This is a genomic window from Streptomyces sp. NPDC090127 (assembly GCF_044746945.1).
GTDB lineage: Bacteria > Actinomycetota > Actinomycetes > Streptomycetales > Streptomycetaceae > Streptomyces.
This window is the reverse complement of sequence record NZ_JBIVDE010000003.1, coordinates 631,551-652,423: the sequence shown is the minus strand read 5'-3', so window position 1 is coordinate 652,423 and position 20,873 is coordinate 631,551. Positions and strand designations below refer to the sequence as shown.

Genomic DNA, 20,873 nt, shown 5'->3' with positions numbered 1-20,873 from the left:
CCCTCGTTCTCCGGCTCCGGCGCCGGGGAGGCACCCCGCCTCCCCGGCGCCGGAGCCGTTTGTCGTCACCGGCTCGTCACCGGCTCGCGAGGGCTTCGGCGCTGACCTGCGCGGATGCTCCACCCTCGCGCGAGGTCCTGTCACGGCTGTTGACAAAGCGGTGACCTGATAGAAACCTGACACCCCGACGGTGCAAAAGATTAACGAAAAAGCTCAATAAGTCTGTAGCTCGCCGTCATTCATTGTCAGAGTTCCGCTGGGTTCCTGGCGAGAGGCACTGTTTCGGGGCGTCGCCGGGCCCCCAGCAGAGGCGGAGAGGCCCATATGAGAGGCAAGATCCTGAGCTGGCGGTTGACGGTCGGCATGCTGATAGCCGCACTGGTCGCCGTCGGACTCCTTCCGGTCACCGCACAGGCGGCAGCCACCGCCGGACCCAATCTGGCGCTCGGCAGAACGGCCACGGCCGGCGCCGCCCACGGCGCGTACCCGGCGGGCAACGTCACCGACGGCAGCCAGCAGTCCTACTGGGAGGGCCCGGTCGGGTCGTTCCCCCAGTGGGTGCAGGTCGACCTCGGCGCCGCGACCCGGGTCGACAGCGTCGTCCTGAAGCTCCCCACCACCTGGGAGGCCCGCTCGCAGACCCTCGGTGTGCTCGGCAGCACCGACGGCAGCGCCTTCACCACCCTCGCGGCCGCCCAGCCCCGCGCGTTCGGTCCGTCCCAGGCCAACACGGTGACGATCGGCCTGACCTCCGTCACCACCCGGTACCTGCGGATCCAGGTGACGTCGAACTCCGGCTGGAACGCCGCCCAGCTCTCCGAACTGGAGGTCTACGGCGACGGCGGCCAGGGCCCGGTCGACCCGCCCCAGGGGACCAACCTGGCGCGCAACAAGCCGATCGAGGCGACCTCGACCACGCAGACGTACGTCGCCGCCAACGCCAACGACGACAGCACCACCACCTACTGGGAGTCCGCCGGCTTCCCGTCGAGCCTGACGGTGAAGCTCGGTGCCGACGCCGACGTGTCCGGCGTGGTCGTCAAGCTCAACCCCGACCAGGCCTGGGGCCCCAGGACGCAGGCGATCGAGGTCCTCGGACGCGAGCAGGGCGCGTCCGGCTTCACCTCGCTCAAGGCGCGGGCCGACTACGCCTTCAGCCCGTCCGCCGGGCAGAACTCCGTCACGATCCCGGTCACCGGCCGGTACGCGGACGTGCGCCTGACCTTCTTCTCCAACACCGGCGCCCCCGGCGGCCAGGTCGCGGAGTTCCAGGTCGTCGGCGCGGCCGCGCCCAACCCCGACCTCACCGTCACCGACCTGACCTGGACCCCGTCCTCCCCCTCCGAGACGGACTCCGTGACGGTCAACACCACCGTGCGCAACGCCGGTACGGCCGCCGCACCCGCCACCACCGTCCAGGTCAGCCTGGAGGGCGCCGTGGCAGGCTCCGCCCCGGTCCCCGCGCTCGGCGCGGGCGCCTCGGCGACCGTCCCGGTCACCGTGGGCAAGCGACCCATGGGCTCGTACACCGTCTCGGCCGTCGTCGACCCGACCGACACCGTCGCCGAGCAGGACAACAGCAACAACAGCCGGACGGCGGCCGCCAAGCTCGTCGTCGGCCAGAGCCCCGGCCCCGACCTGCGGGTCACCGGGATCACCACCAACCCCGCCAGCCCCGCCGTCGGCTCCGCCGTCACCTTCACCGTCGCGGTCAACAACCGCGGCACCACCGGGGCCCCGGCCGGTACGGTCACCCGGCTGACGGCGGGCTCCACCACCCTGAACGGCACGGCGGGCGCGATCGCCGCCGGCCAGACGGCCACCGTCGCGATCTCCGGCACCTGGACCGCCACCAGCGGCGGCGCCACGCTCACCGCGACCGCCGACGCCACCGGCACCGTCGCCGAGACCGACGAGAACAACAACGTCTTCACCCGCTCCCTCGTCGTCGGACGCGGCGCGGCCGTGCCGTACACCGAGTACGAGGCGGAGGACGCCCGCTACGAGGGCACCCTGCTCACCGCCGACCAGAAGCGGACCTTCGGCCACACCAACTTCGCCACCGAGTCCTCCGGCCGCAAGTCGGTGCGCCTCAACTCCCAAGGTCAGTACGTCGAGTTCACCTCGACCAACCCGTCCAACTCGATCGTGGTACGCAACTCCGTCCCCGACTCCGCCGCGGGCGGCGGGGCCGAGGCCACGATCAGCCTCTACGCGAACGGCGCCTTCGTCCGCAAGCTGACCCTGTCGTCCAAGCACAGCTGGCTCTACGGCACCACCGACGACCCCGAGGGCCTCACCAACCGGCCCGGCGGTGACGCCCGACGACTCTTCGACGAGTCCCACGCCCTGCTGACGCAGACGTACCCCGTCGGCACCACGTTCCGCCTCCAGCGTGACGCGGGCGACTCGGCCTCCTTCTACGTCATCGACCTGATCGACCTGGAGCAGGTGGCGCCGCCGGCCGCCAAGCCGGCGAGCTGCGTCTCCATCACCGAGTACGGCGCCGTCCCCAACGACGGCATCGACGACACCGACGCCCTCCAGCGGGCGGTGACCGCCGACCAGAACGGCCAGATCCCCTGCGTCTGGATCCCCGCCGGGCAGTGGCGCCAGGAGCAGAAGATCCTCACGGACGATCCGCTCAACCGGGGCCAGTTCAACCAGGTCGGCATCCGGGACGTCACCATCCGCGGCGCGGGCATGTGGCACTCGCAGCTGTACACGCTGACCCCGCCGCACCAGGCGGGCGGCATCAACCACCCGCACGAGGGCAACTTCGGCTTCGACATCGACCACAACACGCAGATCTCCGACATCGCCATCTTCGGATCGGGTCAGATCCGCGGCGGTGACGGCAACGCCGAGGGCGGCGTCGGCCTCAACGGCCGCTTCGGCAAGGGCACCAAGATCAACAACGTCTGGATCGAGCACGCCAACGTCGGCGTCTGGGCCGGCCGCGACTACTCCAACATCCCCGAGCTCTGGGGCCCCGGTGACGGTCTGGAGTTCACCGGCATGCGGATCCGCAACACCTACGCCGACGGCATCAACTTCGCCAACGGCACCCGCAACTCGACCGTCTTCGACTCGTCCTTCCGCAACACCGGGGACGACGCGCTGGCCGTCTGGGCCAGCAAGTACGTCAAGGACACCTCGGTGGACATCGGATCCAACAACCACTTCCGCAACAACACCATCCAGTTGCCCTGGCGCGCCAACGGCATCGCCGTCTACGGCGGCTTCGGGAACACGATCGAGAACAACATCATCTCGGACACCATGAACTACCCGGGCATCATGTTGGCGACCGACCACGACCCGCTGCCCTTCACCGGGCAGACCCTGATCGCCAACAACGCCCTGCACCGCACCGGCGGCGCGTTCTGGAACGAGGACCAGGAGTTCGGCGCCATCACGCTCTTCGCGCAGGGCCAGCCCATCCCCGGCGTCACCATCCGGGACACCGACATCCTCGACTCGACGTACGACGGCATCCAGTTCAAGACGGGTGGCGGCGAGATGCCGAACGTGAAGATCAGCAACGTCCGGATCGACAAGTCGAACAACGGCTCCGGCGTCCTCGCGATGAGCGGGGCGCGCGGCAGCGCGACGCTGACGAACGTGACCATCACCAACTCGGCCGAGGGCGACGTCCTCATCGAGCCCGGCTCGCAGTTCGTCGTCACCAGGAACTGACCCTTCCGACCCACCCCCGTGCGGCGGCCCCGGTCCGACGGGGCCGCCGCCCCTGAGCCGTGCCTCGCCGCCGGTCGGGCGCGAGGCCGAGATCGAGGACTGAGAGAACAGATGAGCATCTCCGACTGGAGACCACGGTTCCTGAGCGCCGTGGTCGCGACCAGCCTCCTGGCACTGGGCGGTCCGCTGATGACCGCCGAAGCCGCCGGCGGCCCCAACATCGCCCTCGGCGACGCGGCGGCGGCCAGCAGCGCCGTGGCCGAGTACGGCGCCGGAAACATCACCGACGGCAACCAGGGCTCGTACTGGCAGAGCGCCGGCAGCAGCCTGCCCCAGTGGGTCCAGGCCGACCTCGGCACCACGACCCGGGTGGACGAGGTGGTCCTGAAGCTGCCCGCCGGCTGGGAGAGCCGTAACCAGACGCTCTCCGTCCAGGGCAGCGCCGACGGCACGAGCTTCGCCACCCTCAAGAACTCCGCGACCTACACCTTCAGCCCCGGCGCGGCCAACACCGTCACCGTGAGCTTCCCCGCCACCCAGGCCCGGTTCGTCCGCGTCCACATCACCGCCAACACCGGCTGGCAGGCCGCCCAGCTCTCCGAGCTGGAGGTGCACGCCGCCGACGCCTCCTCCGCCAACCTCGCGAGCGGACGCCCCCTGACCGCGAGCAGCCACACCCAGGTGTACGCGGCGGGCAACGCCAACGACGGCAACCGGGCCACCTACTGGGAGAGCACCAACAGCGCCCTCCCGCAGTGGATCCAGGCCGACCTCGGCTCCGCCGTCCGCGTCGACCGGGTCGTCCTGCGCCTGCCCTCCACCTGGGAGAACCGCAGCCAGACCCTGAAGATCCAGGGCAGCACCGACGGCACCGCCTTCACCGACCTGACCGCCTCCCAGGCGTACGCCTTCGACGCCGCGGGCGGCCACTCCGCGACGATCGCCTTCGACGCGACCACCACCCGGTACGTCCGCGTCCTGGTCACCGCGAACAGCGTCCAGACCGCCGGGCAACTCTCCGAGCTGGAGGTCTACGGCCCGCAGACCGGCGACACCCAGGCGCCCTCCGCTCCCGCCGGCCTCGCCCTCACCCAGCCCGCGACCGACCAGATCAGGCTCACCTGGAACGCCGCCACCGACAACGTCGGTGTGACCGGCTACGACATCTACGCCAACGGCTCCCTGCTGACCAGCGTCGGCGGGGGCGTCACCACCTTCACCGACACCCGACCGGCGAACCAGACCGTCACCTACCGCGTGCGCGCCAAGGACGCGGCGGGCAACCAGTCCGCCGACAGCAACAGCGTGACGCGCACCGGGGACACCGGGGACACCCAGGCACCGACCGCGCCGGCGAACCTGGCGCTGACCGAGCCCGCCGCCGGTCAGATCAGGCTGACCTGGAACGCCTCCTCGGACAACGTCGGCGTCAGCGGCTACGACGTCTACGCCAACAACACCCTCCGGGGCAGCGTGGCCGGCAACGTCACCACGTACACCGACACCCAGCCCGCCTCGGCCACCGTCACGTACCACGTGCGCGCCAAGGACGCGGCGGGCAACCAGTCGGCGAACAGCAACGCCGTGACCCGCGACGGCGCCGGCGGCACGGGCTCCGACCTCGCGGTCGGCAAGGAGATCGCCGCCTCCTCCATGGTGCACACCTACGCCGCGGCCAACGCCAACGACAACAACGTCGCGACGTACTGGGAGGGCGCGGGCGGCAGCTACCCGCAGACCCTCACCGTGAAGCTCGGCTCCAACGCCGACCTCGACCGGCTCGTCCTCAAGCTCAACCCCGACGCGGCCTGGGCCACCCGCAGCCAGACGATCGAGGTCCTCGGCCGCGAGCAGAGCGCGTCCGGCTTCGGCGGCCTCGTCGCGGCGAAGAGCTACACCTTCAACCCGTCGAGCGGCAACACCGTCACGATCCCGGTCTCCGCCCGGGCCGCCGACGTCCAGCTGAAGTTCACCGCCAACTCCGGCTCCTCCGCGGGCCAGCTCGCCGAGTTCCAGGTCATCGGCGTCCCGGCGCCCAACCCGGACCTGGAGGTCACCGCTCTCACCGCCTCGCCCGCCTCCCCGGTCGAGTCGGACCCGATCACGGTGAGCGCGACCGTCCGCAACAGCGGCCCGGCCGCCGCACCGGCCGGCGCGGTCGCGCTGCGCCTGGGCGGCAGCAAGGTCGCCACCGCGCAGGTCGGCGCCCTGGCCGCCGGCGCGCAGACCACGGTCAGCGCCTCCATCGGCGCCCGGGACGCCGGGTCGTACCAGCTGAGCGCGGTCGTCGACGAGGCGAACGCGATCATCGAGCAGAACGAGTCCAACAACACCTTCACCAGCCCCACCGCCCTGGTGGTCCGGCCGGTCTCCAGCTCCGACCTGGTCGCGTCCTCCGTGACGACCTCGCCGTCCAGCCCCGCGGCCGGTGACGCCGTCACCTTCAAGGTGGCCGTGAAGAACCAGGGCAGCGTCGCGAGCGCGTCCGGCGGCCACGCCGTCACGCTCACCCTGACCGACTCCACGGGCGCCACGGTCAAGACCCTGACCGGCGCGCACAACGGCGCTCTCGCGGCCGGAGCCACGGCCGAGGTGAGTCTCGGTTCCTGGACCGCCGTCAACGGCTCGTACACCGTGAAGGTCGTCCTCGCCGACGACGCCAACGAACTGCCGGTCAAGCGCGCCAACAACACCTCCACGCAGCCGCTCTTCGTCGGCCGCGGCGCCAACATGCCGTACGACATGTACGAGGCGGAGGACGGCACCGCCGGGGGAGGGGCGCAGGTCGTCGGCCCGAACCGGACCGTCGGTGACATCGCGGGCGAGGCCTCGGGCCGCAGGGCCGTGCACCTGGACGCGACGGGCGAGTACGTCGAGTTCACCACCCGCGCCGACACCAACACCCTGGTCGCCCGGGTCTCGCTGCCCGACGCCCCGGGCGGCGGCGGCATCGACTCCACGATCAACGTGTACGTCGACGGGGTGTTCAAGAAGGCGCTCCCGGTGACCTCGAAGTACGCCTGGCTGTACGGCGCCGAGACCGCGCCCGGCAACTCCCCGGGAGCGGGCGCCCCGCGTCACATTTACGACGAGGCGCACATGATGCTCGGCGAGACCGTGCGGGCGGGCAGCCGGATCCGCCTGCAGAAGGACGCCGCCAACAGCCGGCCGTACGCGATCGACTTCGTCAACCTGGAGCAGGTCGCGCCGGTCGCCAACCCCGACCCGGCGACGTACACCGTCCCCGCCGGGTTCGGCCACCAGGACGTCCAGAACGCGCTCGACAAGGTACGGATGGACACCACGGGCACCCTCGTCGGGGTCTACCTGCCGCCGGGCGACTACCAGACGTCCAGCAAGTTCCAGGTGTACGGCAAGGCCGTGAAGGTGGTCGGCGCCGGACCCTGGTACACGACGTTCCACGCGCCCGCCACGCAGGACAACACCGACGTCGGCTTCCGGGCCGAGGCGGCGGCGAAGGGCTCGCTCTTCAAGGGCTTCGCGTACTTCGGCAACTACACCTCGCGGATCGACGGCCCGGGCAAGGTCTTCGACTTCGCCAACGTCACCGACATCGTGATCGACGACATCTGGAACGAGCACATGGTGTGCCTGTACTGGGGCGCCAACACCGACCGGATCACCATCAAGAACGCGCGGATCCGGAACATGTTCGCCGACGGCATCAACATGACCAACGGGTCGACGGACAACCTGGTGACCAACAACGACGCCCGGGCCACGGGCGACGACAGCTTCGCGCTCTTCTCCGCGATCGACGCGGGCGGCGCCGACATGAAGAACAACGTCTACGAGAACCTGACGTCGACGCTGACCTGGCGGGCCGCGGGTGTCGCCGTCTACGGCGGCTACCACAACACCTTCCGCAACATCCACATCGCGGACACGCTCGTCTACTCCGGCATCACCATCTCCTCGCTGGACTTCGGCTACCCGATGAACGGCTTCGGCACCGATCCCACGGTCTTCGAGAACATCTCGATCGTCCGGGCCGGCGGGCACTTCTGGGGCTCGCAGACCTTCCCGGGCATCTGGGTGTTCTCCGCCTCCAAGGTCTTCCAGGGGATCAGGGTCAACCACGTCGACATCGTCGACCCGACGTACAGCGGCGTGATGTTCCAGACCAACTACGTCGGCGGACAGCCGCAGTTCCCCATCAAGGACACCGTCTTCACCGACATCTCCATCACCGGCGCACGCAAGAGCGGGGACGCGTACGAGGCCAAGTCGGGCTTCGGTCTGTGGGCCAACGAGATGCCCGAGTCCGGCCAGGGGCCGGCCGTGGGGGAGGTGACCTTCAACGGCCTGCAACTGAGCAACAACGCGGTGGACATCCGTAACACCACGTCCACCTTCAAGATCAACGTCAACCCCTAGCGGGAACCGGCGACAGTACGGGCGCAGGCCCGGTGAGGTCGGCGCAGGCGGCTTGCGGCTGCTTGCGCCGGCCTTGCCTGCGTGGGGCCCGAAGAGCGCCGCAGGAGCCCGGTTCTCCGGGCTCCTGCTTTTTCCTGTCAGGCAATTACGAAATCAGCGCGATATCTTGCGTTCACTTGTTGGGGGTGGTTGAGTGTGGCGCGCCCCACAAACGCACCGGCGGTGGGGCGACCTCCACGTTCATGCCCGAAGGGGACCACCCATGAGAAGTGCCCGGTTCCGCCGTACGCGCCGCGCCAGCGCGGTCACCCTCGTCTCCGCGCTCACGCTGACCGCGCTCGCCGCCTGCGGCACGAGCAGCAGCAACGACAGCAACGGCGACGGGACCCAGCAGAACGGATCCTCCGATCCGACGACGCCGCTGGACCCGAAGACCAAGGTGACGCTCACGATCGACTGCATGCCCCCGACGGCGAAGGCGGCCGAGCTCAAGGAGTGGAAGGAGGACATCGCCACCTTCAACAAGACGTACCCCAACGTCACGATCGAGGGCCGCTCGACCGCGGGCCAGTGCCTCGAACCGCCCCGCTTCACCGCGATGCTCAAGGCCAAGTCGCAGCCGGACGTCTTCTACACCTACTTCACCGACCTGCCGCAGGTCCTGGACAACGACGGCGCCGCCGACATCACCGCGTACGTCAACGACAAGAGCGTCCCGCTCCTGAAGGACATCGACCCGAACGTCCTCGCCTTCCTCAAGCAGGACGACAAGCTGTACGGCCTGCCCACCAGCAACTACACGATGGGCCTGCTCATCAACCGCAAGCTGTTCACGCAGGCCGGCCTCGACCCCGACGCCCCGCCGCGCACCTGGGACGAGGTCCGCGCCGCCGCGAAGAAGATCGCCGGTCTCGGCAACGGCACCGCGGGCTTCGGCGAGTACAGCGCGGGCAACACCGGCGGCTGGCACTTCACCGCGCAGATGTACAGCGTGGGCGGCGACGTCGTCGACGCGAGCGGCAAGAAGGCCGCCTTCAACAACGAGCTCGGCAAGCAGGTCGCGAAGAACCTCCACGCCATGCGCTGGGAGGACGACAGCATGGGCAAGACCCAGCTGCTCCAGTGGGGCGACCTGCAGAAGCAGATCGCGACCGACAAGCTCGGCATGTTCCTCGCCGCGCCCGACGACATCGCGTACATGGTCCAGCAACTCGGCGCGAAGTACGAGAACTTCGGCATGGGGCCGATCCCCGGCGAGAAGGCCACCCTGGCCGGCGGCAACGCCTACATGATCAAGAAGGGGATCTCCCCCGACAAGATCAAGGCCGCGATCGCCTGGCTGAACTACAAGAACCTCAGCGTCGGCAAGGGCCAGTTCGCGTGGGACCGCACCAAGCGGGACGGCCTGCCGGTCGGCGTCCCGCAGCCCAACTTCTGGCTGAACGACTCCAAGACCAAGGACGACGCCGCCCGCGTGGAGCACGCCACCATGCCGGTCGCCAACTTCAAGTCCTTCATGGACAACCCGGTCGCGGGCAAGGCCGAGCCGCCGAAGGCCCAGGAGGTCTACAAGGTCCTGGACAACGTGATGTCCGGCATCCTCACCAACAAGGACGCCGACATAGACAAGCTGCTCGCCACCGCCGAGACGCAGGTCAACCAGGTCCTCGCCAACCAGTGACGCCGAACCCGGGCAGGGGCGGCCCGCGGTGCCGCCCCCGCCCGGGACCTCGACCGTCCACAGGACGCCGACGTCACACCGCCACCCCGCCGCACCGGCGGACCCGAGACCCGAACAACCCGGCAGACCAGCACCAAGGAGCGACGATGTCGGCCCCCAGCCTCACCCCGAGCAAGGCGGGATCCCCCCGCCACTCCCCGCCGCACGAGGCGGACCACGCGCCCCCCGGCGGGCGGTTCGCGAAGAGCCTGCGGCGCAACCTCACCGCCCACGGGTTCCTCATCGGCGCGGTCCTCTGCTTCGCGGTCTTCTCCTGGTACCCGATGGTCAGGGAGTTCTTCCTGGCCTTCCAGAAGACCGAGAGCGGCGTGACCACCTGGGTCGGCTTCGACAACCTCACCACCGTCCTCAACGACCCGGCCTTCTGGCAGGCGTGGCGCAACACGCTCCTGTTCACCGCCCTCGCCCTGGTCTTCGGCTTCGCCGTCCCCTTCGTCGTCGCGGTCGTCATCAACGAGTTCCACCACGGCCAGGGGTATCTCCGGCTGCTCGTCTACCTGCCGGTGATGCTCCCGCCGGTCGCCTCCGTCCTCCTCTTCAAGTACCTGTACGACCCCGGCTACGGGCTGCTCAACGAGCTCTTCACCTCGGTCGGTCTGCCCGAACAGCAGTGGCTCCAGGACCCCGACCTCTCGATGCTCTCCGTCGTCATCGCCTCGACCTGGATGAACATGGGCGGCGCGGCCCTCATCTACCTCGCCGCGCTCCAGTCCATCCCCGGCGAGCTCTACGAGGCGGCCGAGCTGGACGGCGCCGGACTGCTCCGCAAGATCTGGCACGTCACCATCCCGCAGACACGCCTGATCCTCTCGCTGATGCTGCTCATGCAGATCATCGCGACCATGCAGGTCTTCGTCGAACCCTTCCTGCTCACCGGCGGCGCCGGCCCGGAGGGCTCCACCACGACCGTCGTCTACCTCATCTACCAGTACGCCTTCAACTTCAACAACTACGGTGCCGCGGCGGCGCTCGGCCTGCTCCTGCTCGTACTCCTGGCCGGATTCTCGGCCGCGTACGTGAAGCTCAGCCGCGCCGAGGACGAGTAGGACCGGGGAGACCAGGATGTCCACACGCACACTCATCTCGCCGGCGCAGCTCGCCCGACCCCGCGCCAAGGTCCTGTACTGGACCGTCTTCGCCGTGGTCGTCGGCGGCTTCACCCTGGCGTTCCTCGGCCCCCTGTACTGGCTGGTGTCGAGCGGCCTCAAGGACGCCCAGGAGGTGATCCAGACGCCGCCGACCCTCGTACCCGGGTCGCTCGCGCCGGAGAACTACACCCGGGCCTGGGAGGTCATGGACCTCGCCACCCTGCTCTTCAACACCCTCTACTACGCGTTCGGCGCGCTCGCCTTCCAGCTCGTCTTCGACGTGGCCGCCGCCTACTCGCTCTCCAAGCTGCGGCCCGTCCTCGGCAAGGCGATCCTCGGCCTGATGCTGGCGACCCTGATGATCCCGGCGACCGTCCTCGTCGTCCCGCAGTACCTCACGGTCCTGGACGTGCCCGTCATCGAGCGCAACCTGCTGAACACACCGTGGGCGATCTGGCTCCCGTCCGTGACCAACGCCTTCAACATCTTCCTGCTGAAGCGGTTCTTCGACTCGATCCCGAGGGAGCTCCTCGACGCCGCCTCGATGGACGGCGCGTCCCCGACCCGGATCCTGTGGTCGATCGTGCTGCCCATCTCGCGGCCGATCCTGGGCGTGGTGTCGATCTTCGCCGTCGTGGGCGTCTGGAAGGACTTCCTCTGGCCGATGCTCACGCTCCCCGACCCCGCCATGCAGACGCTCAACGTCGGCATCTACTCCCTCTCCAACGGCGTCCCCGTGAACGTGCTCATCGCCGCGCTCACCATCGCCTCCGTGCCGACGCTGATCATCTTCCTGGTCTTCCAGCGCAACATCATGAGCGGACTCACCGCCGGCGGACTCAAGGGCTGATCGCGCCCGTCTCCGCCTGTGCACCCCCAGACCTTCGTCGCCGGCCCGTCCACATGCCCCGCAGCACACCGGGCCGGCGACGAAGAACCCCGACCTGCCCGAAAGGACCGTCACGTGGCAGCCCCTCACTCGCAGCGCACCGACGACTGGTGGCGCGACGCCGTCATCTACCAGGTGTACCCACGTAGCTTCGCCGACGGCGACGGTGACGGCACCGGGGACCTCGCGGGCGTCCGGGCGAGACTGCCCTACCTCGCGGAACTGGGCGTCGACGCCGTCTGGTTCACCCCCTGGTACCTCTCCCCGCTGGTGGACGGCGGGTACGACGTCGCCGACTACCGCACCATCGACCCCGCCTTCGGCACCCTCGCCGAGGCCGAGAAACTGATCGCGGAGGCCCGCGGACTCGGCATCCGCGTGATCGTCGACATCGTCCCCAACCACGTCTCCGACCAGCACGCCTGGTTCCGCGCGGCACTGGCGGCCGGCCCGGGCAGCCCCGAGCGCGAGCTGTTCCACTTCCGCCCCGGCCGCGGCGAGAACGGCGAACTCCCGCCCAACAACTGGCCCTCGCAGTTCTCGGGCCGCACCTGGACCCGGGTCGAGGACGGCGAGTGGTACCTCCACCTCTTCACCCCCGAGCAGCCGGACCTCAACTGGGCCCACCCGGCGGTCCGCCGCGAGCACGAGGACGTCCTGCGCTTCTGGTTCGAGCGCGGAGTCGCCGGCGTACGCATCGACTCCGCGGCCCTGCTCGCCAAGGACCCGGCGCTCGCCGACTTCGTCGAGGGCGTCGACCCCCACCCGTACATCGACCAGGACGAACTCCACGACATCTACCGGTCCTGGCGCGCCATCGCCGACACCTACCAGGGCGTCTTCGTCGGCGAGGTCTGGCTCCCGGACTCCGAGCGCTTCGCCCGCTACCTGCGCCCCGACGAACTGCACACCGCCTTCAACTTCAACCTCCTCTCCTGCCCCTGGGAGGCGGACCGGCTGCGCCGCACCATCGACGACACCCTGGCCGAGCACGCCCCCGTCGGCGCCCCCGCGACCTGGGTCCTCTGCAACCACGACGTCACCCGCACCGCCACCCGTTACGGACGCGCGGACACCGGCTTCGACTTCGCGACGAAGGCCTTCGGCACCCCCACCGACCTGGACCTCGGAACCCGGCGGGCGCGCGCCGCCGCCCTGCTCACCCTCGCCCTGCCCGGATCGGTGTACGTGTACCAGGGCGAGGAACTCGGCCTCCCCGAGGCCGACATCCCGCTCGACCGCATCCAGGACCCCATGCACGCCCGCTCCGAGGGCGTCGACCCCGGGCGCGACGGCTGCCGGGTGCCGCTGCCGTGGAGCGCGGACGCGCCCTGGTACGGCTTCGGTTCGGCGTCCGAGCCGTGGCTGCCCCAGCCCCGGGACTGGGCGCGCTACGCCGTGGACCGCCAGCAGGCGGACCCGGAGTCGATGCTCGCGCTCTACCGGACGGCCCTGGCGCTGCGCCGTACCGAGGACGGCTTCGGCGACGGCCCCCTGACCTGGCTGTCGACCGAGGAGGACGGCGTACTCGCCTTCGCCCGCACCGGCGGCCTCGTGTGCGTCGTCAACCTCGCGCGCACGCCCGCCGTCCTGCCCCCGCACGAGCGGATCCTGCTCGCCAGCGGGCCGCTCGACGCCGAGGGGCGGCTGCCCCAGGACACGGCGGTGTGGCTGCGCTCCTGACCGCGCCGCACGGTCGCCGACCGACCGGCCCCGCGACGTCCGTCAGATACGGGCGGCGCGGGGCCGGTCGGTCGACGCCCTGACGATCAGCTCGGGGTCGATCACGATCTCGTCCGCACGGGCCGACGGCGACTCCATCTGCGCGCAGAGCAGGTCCACGGCGCTCAACGCCATGGCCTCGATCGGCTGACGGAGGGTGGTCAGCGGCGGGCTGGTGCACTTCATGTACGGGGAGTCGTCGTACCCCACCACCGACACGTCGTGCGGAACATGCCGCCCATGGCGGCGGGCGGCACGGATGACGCCCAGGGCGAGGGGATCGCTCGCGCAGAGCACCGCCGTGACCCCGTCCCGGAGCAGGGGTCCCGCGGCGGCCTGGCCCGCCTCCAGCGAGAACGAGGTCCGCACGACCCGGGACGGGTCCGCCCCGAGCTCCCGGGCCCTGACCGCCTTGCGTTCGGACGGCAGGTGGCTGCGCGGGCCGAGGATCAGCCCGATCCGCTCGTGGCCGAGCGAGGTCAGGTGCCGCCACCCGAGCTCGGTCGCGGTCTCGTCGCCGCAGACCACCCGGGGAAAGGGCAGCTCGGGGACCCCGGCGTTGAACAGCACCACGGGAAAGCTGAGTTGGGCGAGAGGACGGTAGTGGTCGTGCCGCGCGTCGGTGAAGGCGTAGTGCCCGCCGGCGAAGACGATGCCCGAGAACCGCTGTTCCAGTAGGAAGCGCACGAAGCCGGGTTCGGAGCTCCCGCCCCGTGACTGCGCGCACAGGACGGGCGTGAAGCCCCGCCGGGTCAGTTCGGAACCGACGGCCTCCGTGATCGCCGGGAAGACCGCGTTCTGCAGGTCGGGCGTGACGAGCCCGATCAGCCGGGGGCCGGTGGGCCGGGGACGCGTCATCGCGGTCGCGCGGAGCGGCCGGAGACGCGGTCCGGGGAGGGTCATGGGGGAGTCCTTGCGTGGGCGGCGAGTCCGATCTACGGTCCACCGCAATCATGATGCATCTGGGTGCAGAAAGCTGCTGATCATGCGCAAGTTTCCGACCACGGTACGGTCGTCGGTCCGTGCCGAGGACGCGGCCGTGAATTTCGTCGATTTCCGTTATCCGGGGCACGTCCAGCGGTCTCCCAACCGCTGGGCATCGACAACAGGCGGGATGGGCAGAGTGAATCAGGGCATGGGTACGCAGCACGGCACGGAGCTCGTGAGGGCGGCGCAGAGCGGGGACCCGTGGGCGCAGGACCAGCTCATCGCCGCCTACCTGCCCCTCGTCTACAACATCGTGGGCCGGGCCATGAACGGCCACCAGGACGTCGACGACGTCGTGCAGGAGACGATGCTGCGCACGCTGGACGGGCTCGCGGGACTGCGCGCGCCGGACAGTTTCCGCTCCTGGCTCGTCGCCATCACCATGAACGGGATCCGCGGCCACTGGCACCGACAGCAGTACGGCCCCCGTCCGGGCGCCCTCGACGACGCGCGCGACCTCGCCCACCCCGGCGGGGACTTCGTGGACATGACCGTCGTCAGGCTCCACCTGTCCGGTCAGCGGCGCGAGACCGCCGAGGCCACCCGCTGGATGGAACCGGACGACAGCGCACTCCTGTCGCTGTGGTGGCTGGAGTGCGCCGGGGAGTTGACCCGGTACGAGGTGGCGGCGGCCCTCGAACTCTCCCCGGAGCACACCGCGGTCCGGGTGCAGCGTATGAAGGCCCAGCTCGACACCGCGCGCGTCGTCGTCCGGGCCCTGGCGGAGAACCCGCTCTGCCCCACCCTCCGGTCCGGGCTCGGCACCTGGGACGGCCGCCCCTCCGCCCTGTGGCGCAAGCGCATAGCCCGCCACGCCCGCGACTGCGCGCACTGCGGCGGCCTGTGGAGCAACCTCGTCCCGGCGGAGGGGCTCCTGGCCGGACTGCTCCTGGTGCCCCCGTCGGCGATGCTGCTCACCGCGGTCCGGGAGGGAGCCGGTCTCGGACTCACCGCGACCGCGACCGCGACCGCGACGGCGGAATACCCGACGCAGCAGTACGGCGCCGATCCGGCCTACGGGGCATGGGAGCCGTACGGGACGACGGGTGACTTCGGGGCGTACGAGACGCCGGGCGTGTACGAGGCGTACGAGCGGCCGGGCGTGTACGAGGCGTACCAGGCGCAGGGCGTGTACGAGGCGTACCAGGCGCCGGGCGTGTACGAGGCGTACCAGGCGCAGGGGGTGGGCGAGATACCGATGCCGTACGACGGCGCGGCACCGTACGGGACGTCCACGCCCTATGAGACGACGGCGCCGTACGGCATGCGGGCGCCCGAACCGTACGCGAGCCCGGCACCGTACGAGAGCCCGGCACCGTACGAGAGTTCGGCGGCGTACGAGCCCCCCGTGCCCTACGCGAGCCCGGAACACTACGCGAGCCCGGAACCCTACGAGATCCCCGCACCGTACGAGTTCCACGCACCGCACGGGACGGGCGAGCCGTACGGGACGAGCGCGCCGCAGCGCGCGGCAAGCCCGGCCGGGGCCCGTGGTTCACGCGGTGCGCGCCGGCGTCGCGAGCAGGAGCAGCGGCGTGGCCGCCGCAGGGCCGTCGTCGCGGCCGGCATGGCGGTCGTGGCGGTGACCGGTGGGGCCTTCTACCTGAACACCGGGCCCGACGGGGACGGGGACGCGCTGGACGCCAACCGTGCCGCCGCTCCCGGGCCGGACCTGCCCTTCGGTCAGGAGCCGACCGCCCTCCTGGAGACCCCCTCGGCCTCGGCGTCGACAGCGGCCGGTGCCACGGCGACCCCGTCCACGCGGCCGAGCCGCACCGCGAAGGCAACGCCGTCGAAGCCGGCCGCCCCCAGGACCTCGTCGCCCGCCGCCAAGCCCCAGCCGAAGCCCAGGCCGACCGGCAACTCCGGTTCCGGTTCCGGGTCCGGCTCCGGCTCCGGCGCGGGGGCGGACACCGGCTCGGACGCGGGTTCCGGCTCGCAGGGCGGATCCCGCTCGGACTCCGTCGCCGACCAGGTGGTCAGCCTGGTCAACGCCGAGCGGGCCAAGGCGGGATGTGGCCCGCTGACGATCAACTCACAGCTGACCAGGGCGGCGCAGGGCCACTCCGACGACATGGCCGCGCGGGACTACTTCGACCACACCAACCCCGACGGCGCGGGCCCGGGCGAGCGCGTCACCGCCACCGGCTACCCCTGGTCGACGTACGGCGAGAACATCGCGAAGGGGCAGAGCGGCGCGGAGCAGGTGATGGAGGCCTGGATGAACAGCCCCGGCCACCGCGCGAACATCCTCAACTGCTCCTTCAAGGAGATCGGGATCGGCGTCCACGACGAGGGCGGGCCCTACTGGACCCAGGTCTTCGGCGCCCGCTGACGACGGCCTCCCACCCCCTACGGAAGGATCGAGTCCACGTACCCGCCGTCCACCCGCAGCGCGCCGCCGGTCGTCGCGGAGGCCTGGTCGGAGGCGAGGTAGACGACCATGGCGGCGATCTCCTCCGGCTCGATCAGTCGCTGGAGCAACGACTGCGGCCGGTGCTCCCGCATGAAGGCGCGCTGGGCCTCGTCCCACGGCAGGTCGCGGTCGACCAGCTCGTAGACGAAGTCCTCGACGCCGCCGGTGTGGGTGGGGCCGGCGATGACCGAGTTGACGGTGACTCCGCTCCCGGCGGCCCGCTTGGCGAAGCCGCGCGTGACGGAGAGGAGCGCCGTCTTGGTCATGCCGTAGTGGATCATCTCGGCAGGGACGACCACGGCCGAGTCGCTGGCGATGTTCTGGATCCGCCCCCAGCCCCGCTCCATCATCCCGGGAAGGTACCGGCGGATCAGCCGCACGCCCGCGAGCACGTTCACCTCGAAGTAGCGGCGCCACTCGTCGTCGGCGATGTCCAGCGGCTCGGCGGTCTCGAAGATCCCGAGGTTGTTGACGAGCACGTCCACCCGCGGCAGCGCCTGCGCGACCCGGTCCGCCCCTTCCTCGCCCGCGACGTCGGCGACGACGGGCACCAGATCCGCGTCCGGCACCTCGCGCCGCAGCTCCGCGACGGCCCGGTCCACCCGCTCCTGCGTCCGCCCGTTGATCCCCACCCGCGCCCCGGCCCGGGCGAGGCCGGTGGCGACGGCGGCGCCGATCCCCTGCGTGGAACCGGTGACCAGCGCGGTACGTCCCGTCAGATCGATATGCATGGAAGGGTGCCTTCCCCGTTCGGGCGCCCCGCAACAGCGGCACTCCGCGGGACCTCCGGTCGGCCCCCTGGAGTGACTCCGTCCGAGTGGGAACGGTACTGAGGAGGCGCCACGCCGCTCGCGGCGGGCGACATCCGATACGTAGCGTCCCTCCGGCCGAAAGGGGAGTGAGCGCCCATGGCGACGCCCGCAGAGAACGAGTCCACCGGCGAACGGTGTCTGGTCACCGGACCCGGTGGCTACATCGGAGGACGGCTCGTGCCCGAACTCCTCGACGCCGGGTACGCCGTGCGCTGTCTGGCCCGGACCCCCTCCAACCTCCGCGACTACCCGTGGGCGGATCGCGTGGAGGTGGTCAAGGCCGACGTCACCGACGCCGACAGCCTGCGCCCCGCCCTGCGCGACGTCCAGGTCGCGTACTACCTGGTGCACTCGATGAGCTCCGGGCGGGACTTCGAGGAGAAGGACCGCCTCGCCGCCCGGACCTTCGCCGCGGAGGCCGAGGCCGCCGGGGTCCGTCGGATCGTGTACCTCGGCGGCCTCACCCCCGCGAACCTCCAGGAGGAGGAGCTCTCCCCGCACCTGCGCTCGCGCGCCGAGGTCGGCCGGATCCTGCTCGACTCCGGCGTCCCCACCACCGTGCTGCGCGCCGCCGTCGTGATCGGCTCCGGCTCGGCGTCGTTCGAGATGCTCCGCTACCTCACCGAGCGCCTCCCGGTCATGGTGACGCCCAGTTGGGTCGGCACCCGGGTCCAGCCCGTCGCGGTCCGGGACGTCCTGCGCTATCTCGTCGGCAGCGCCCGCATGCCCCAGGGCGTCAACCGGACCTTCGACGTCGGCGGCCCCGACATCCTCACGTACCGGCAGATGATGGAGCGTTACGCCGAGGTCGCCCGGCTGCCGCACCGGCTGATCCTGCCCGTCCCGATGCTCACCCCGGGCCTCTCCAGCCAGTGGATCGGCCTGGTCACCCCGGTCCCCGCCGCTCTCGCGCGGCCCCTGGCCGAGTCGCTGCGGTACGAGGTCGTGTGCGGCGAACACGACATCGCCCGCCACGTGCCCGACCCGCCGGGCTCGCCGCTCCCCTTCGACCAGGCCCTCGCCCTCGCCCTGCGCCGGGTACGGGACGCCCAGGTCGTCACGCGCTGGTCGTCCGCCGCGCTGCCGGGCGCGCCGAGCGACCCGCTGCCGACCGACCCCGACTGGGCCGGTGGCAGCCTCTACACCGACGAGCGGGAGCGGGACGTAGGCGCCGGCTCCGAGGACCTGTGGCGGGTGGTCGAGGGCATCGGCGGCGAGAACGGCTGGTACTCCTTCCCGCTCGCCTGGGCCCTGCGCGGCTGGTTCGACCGCCTCGTCGGCGGGGTCGGCCTGCGCCGGGGCCGCCGTGACGCGGCCCACCTGCGGGTGGGCGACGCCCTGGACTTCTGGCGCGTGGAGGAGATCGAACGGGGAAGGCTGCTCAGGCTCCGGGCCGAGATGCGACTGCCCGGCCTCGCCTGGCTGGAGATGCGCGTGGAGGACGACGGCGACGGACGGTCGCGGTACCGCCAGCGGGCCATGTTCCACCCCCGGGGGCTGGCCGGGCACCTCTACTGGTGGAGCGTCGCCCCCTTCCACGCCATCGTCTTCGGCGGCATGGCCCGCCGGATCGCGCGCGCCGCGGAGGACTCCGCGCGGAAGGGGGCGGGGAGCGGGCAGGCGAGGGTGCCATGACCGGACACCCGGCCCAGCCGGGTCCTCAACCGCCGACGGGGCTGAGGCGCCCGGCGGCACCGAGGCGTTTGCCGCCGCCGGCGCGTCAGCCCTGCTCGGCGCTGGAGAGGGCTCGGCCGACCATCGTGGTGGCGAACGCGCGGTCGTCGGTGATCCGGTTGATCCGCTCGGCCAGCAGGAAGGCGGTCGCTTCCAGCGGGTTCATCTCCGCGTCGGTCCAGTCGCCGTACTGCTGCCGCCAGAGGCTCGGGCTCAGCCCGGTACCGGCCGCGACGACCAGGCCGACCATGGTGGGGATCGCCTCGGGCGGAACGCTCCGGCGCATCATGCGCAACGAGGCCACGAGGTCGGGCACCACGGACGCGATGACGTCCTTGCCGTGGTCCTCGCAGGCCATCCGCAACCACCGCATGAACATGTAGATGAGCGTGCACGCGCCGTCGAGCAGGTCCTGGCCGCCCTCGGGCCCCAGGGAGGCGGCGTACTGCTCGACCAGCCGGCGCTGTTCGGGGTCGGTCCCGGTGCTGCCGTCATAGACGGCCTTGAGCCGGGAGTCGATCACCATGAGCGCGGCGCCCACGTCGCCGGCGGGCGCGTACTCGGGGTCGCAGGGGGACGGCACAGGCTTCCTCCTCTGGTGAGGTGACCGCGGCAGAGGGGGCGCGGCATGCCCACGGTAGACCGCCGCTCGGGCGGGGGTCCGGTGAATTCCGAGGCAGGCCACGGACGGGCGACCACTCTGGCGCCAGCTGCGGCGCGAGTGGTGCCAATAATGCCTCGCTATGGCGCCATGCGTGTGCCATCATGGTGTCATTCAGGGCGGGGTGGGTGGGCGAAGGGGTGGATCATGGAGGCAGTGCAGAGCCGGGGGGAGGCCGCACCCGGCGCCTTCGGCGCCTTCGCTCGCTTCGTGCTCTGCGGCGGGGGTGTGGGCGTCGCCTCCAGTTTCGCCGTGGCGGCGCTGGCCGCCTGGGTCCCCTGGGCCCTGGCCAACGCGCTGATCACCGTCGTCTCCACGCTCCTCGCGACCGAGCTGCACGCCCGCTTCACCTTCGGTGCGGGCGGGCGCGCGACCTGGCGGCAGCACGTGCAGTCGGGCGGGTCGGCGGCGGCCGCGTACGCGGTGACCTGCGGGGCGATGCTCGTCCTGCAGCTGCTGGTGGCCGCGCCCTGTGCGGTACTCGAGCAGGTCGTCTATCTGTCCGCCTCCGGGCTCGCCGGCGCCGCGCGGTTCGTGGTCCTGCGCCTTGTCGTCTTCGCGCGGAGCCGCTCGGCAGCGGGCGGCGCGCGGGCGGCCGTGTCCGTGCCCGTGCATCGTGTCCCGGTCGCCGCCGACGCGGATGCGCTCTGCCGGGCGGCTTGACGGCCGCGTGATGGCGTGACGGCTTGAGGGCTTCCGGGCTCGACGGCTTCCGGGCTCGACCGCGTCCGGGCTCCGCGTACGATGCGCGCGAACGATCTTCGTACGTATGAATGGATGCGCCAC

Annotated in this window: 12 protein-coding genes; 9 read left to right on the top strand and 3 right to left on the bottom strand. The window is 71.0% G+C overall.

Translation table 11 applies throughout. From position 1 onward, the window contains the following. Window positions 1-324 precede the first annotated feature (324 nt). The 6 genes from ACIPPS_RS13820 to ACIPPS_RS13795 all read left to right on the top strand — a co-directional run bounded on the left by ACIPPS_RS13820 (window position 325) and on the right by ACIPPS_RS13795 (window position 13,498). Window positions 325-3,699 carry a CARDB domain-containing protein gene (locus ACIPPS_RS13820; RefSeq protein WP_401430644.1) on the top strand — a complete coding sequence of 1,125 codons (3,375 nt, stop codon included), beginning with the start codon at window positions 325-327 and terminating at the stop codon, window positions 3,697-3,699. Between the two features lie 111 nt (window positions 3,700-3,810). Continuing rightward, window positions 3,811-8,097 (top strand): discoidin domain-containing protein, encoded by a 4,287-nt coding sequence (locus ACIPPS_RS13815; RefSeq protein WP_401430642.1) that lies wholly within the window; start codon window positions 3,811-3,813, stop codon window positions 8,095-8,097. A gap of 262 nt (window positions 8,098-8,359) precedes the next feature. Further along, the gene (locus tag ACIPPS_RS13810; protein WP_401430640.1) at window positions 8,360-9,778 is read left to right on the top strand and encodes an ABC transporter substrate-binding protein; all 1,419 of its coding nucleotides are present in this window, start codon (window positions 8,360-8,362) and stop codon (window positions 9,776-9,778) included. A gap of 146 nt (window positions 9,779-9,924) precedes the next feature. Next, complete coding sequence (locus ACIPPS_RS13805; protein WP_401430638.1) at window positions 9,925-10,884, top strand: carbohydrate ABC transporter permease; 960 nt, start codon at window positions 9,925-9,927, stop codon at window positions 10,882-10,884. A 16-nt stretch (window positions 10,885-10,900) separates the two neighbouring features. After that, window positions 10,901-11,776: a carbohydrate ABC transporter permease gene (locus ACIPPS_RS13800; protein ID WP_401430636.1), complete on the top strand. Its 876-nt coding sequence runs from the start codon at window positions 10,901-10,903 to the stop codon at window positions 11,774-11,776. Window positions 11,777-11,890: 114 nt separating this feature from the next. Beyond that, window positions 11,891-13,498, top strand: a complete 1,608-nt coding sequence (locus ACIPPS_RS13795) for a glycoside hydrolase family 13 protein (protein ID WP_401430634.1) — start codon at window positions 11,891-11,893, stop codon at window positions 13,496-13,498. A 42-nt stretch (window positions 13,499-13,540) separates the two neighbouring features. Here ACIPPS_RS13795 and ACIPPS_RS13790 read toward each other — a convergent pair whose 3' ends face one another. Then, window positions 13,541-14,440, bottom strand: coding sequence for a substrate-binding domain-containing protein (locus tag ACIPPS_RS13790; protein ID WP_401430632.1), 900 nt, complete (start codon window positions 14,438-14,440; stop codon window positions 13,541-13,543). 232 nt (window positions 14,441-14,672) lie between these two features. On the opposite strand from ACIPPS_RS13790, the gene ACIPPS_RS13785 reads away from it, so the two are divergent. Beyond that, the gene (locus ACIPPS_RS13785) at window positions 14,673-16,859 is read left to right on the top strand and encodes a sigma-70 family RNA polymerase sigma factor (RefSeq protein WP_401430630.1); all 2,187 of its coding nucleotides are present in this window, start codon (window positions 14,673-14,675) and stop codon (window positions 16,857-16,859) included. Between the two features lie 17 nt (window positions 16,860-16,876). On the opposite strand, the gene ACIPPS_RS13780 is transcribed toward ACIPPS_RS13785, so the two are convergent. After that, on the bottom strand, window positions 16,877-17,671 hold the full coding sequence (locus tag ACIPPS_RS13780; RefSeq protein WP_401430628.1) for an SDR family NAD(P)-dependent oxidoreductase: 795 nt from the start codon (window positions 17,669-17,671) through the stop codon (window positions 16,877-16,879). Between the two features lie 177 nt (window positions 17,672-17,848). On the opposite strand from ACIPPS_RS13780, the gene ACIPPS_RS13775 reads away from it, so the two are divergent. Beyond that, entirely contained in the window at window positions 17,849-19,387 is a 1,539-nt protein-coding gene (locus ACIPPS_RS13775; RefSeq protein WP_401430626.1) for an SDR family oxidoreductase, read from the top strand. A gap of 85 nt (window positions 19,388-19,472) precedes the next feature. Here ACIPPS_RS13775 and ACIPPS_RS13770 read toward each other — a convergent pair whose 3' ends face one another. Further along, the gene (locus ACIPPS_RS13770) at window positions 19,473-20,009 is read right to left on the bottom strand and encodes a hypothetical protein (protein ID WP_401430624.1); all 537 of its coding nucleotides are present in this window, start codon (window positions 20,007-20,009) and stop codon (window positions 19,473-19,475) included. A 225-nt stretch (window positions 20,010-20,234) separates the two neighbouring features. On the opposite strand from ACIPPS_RS13770, the gene ACIPPS_RS13765 reads away from it, so the two are divergent. Next, window positions 20,235-20,750, top strand: a complete 516-nt coding sequence (locus ACIPPS_RS13765) for a hypothetical protein (RefSeq protein ID WP_401430622.1) — start codon at window positions 20,235-20,237, stop codon at window positions 20,748-20,750. The last annotated feature ends 123 nt before the right edge of the window (window positions 20,751-20,873 follow it).